General features: G+C 70.5%; 1 pseudogene. It reads left to right on the top strand.

Going from position 1 to position 210, the window contains the following annotated elements:
• Positions 1-210 (top strand): annotated as a pseudogene (locus QD228_RS17120) (phosphoribosylamine--glycine ligase family protein); the annotation flags it as partial.

Genomic DNA, 210 nt, shown 5'->3' on the forward strand with positions numbered 1-210 from the left:
GGCATTGCCGAGCATGCCGAATGCGTCGCGATCGCCGCGACCGACCAACCGGCGCTGCTCGCCTTCTGCCGCGAACACGAGGTGCGCTTCGTGGTGGTCGGCCCCGAGCAGCCGCTGGTCGAAGGCCTTTCGGACCGGCTGCGCGAGGCCGGCATCGCCGTGTTCGGGCCATCTGCGGCGGCGGCACAGCTGGAAGGCTCCAAGGGTTTC

Source organism: Cobetia sp. 3AK (genome assembly GCF_029846335.1).
Classification (GTDB): domain Bacteria; phylum Pseudomonadota; class Gammaproteobacteria; order Pseudomonadales; family Halomonadaceae; genus Cobetia; species Cobetia marina.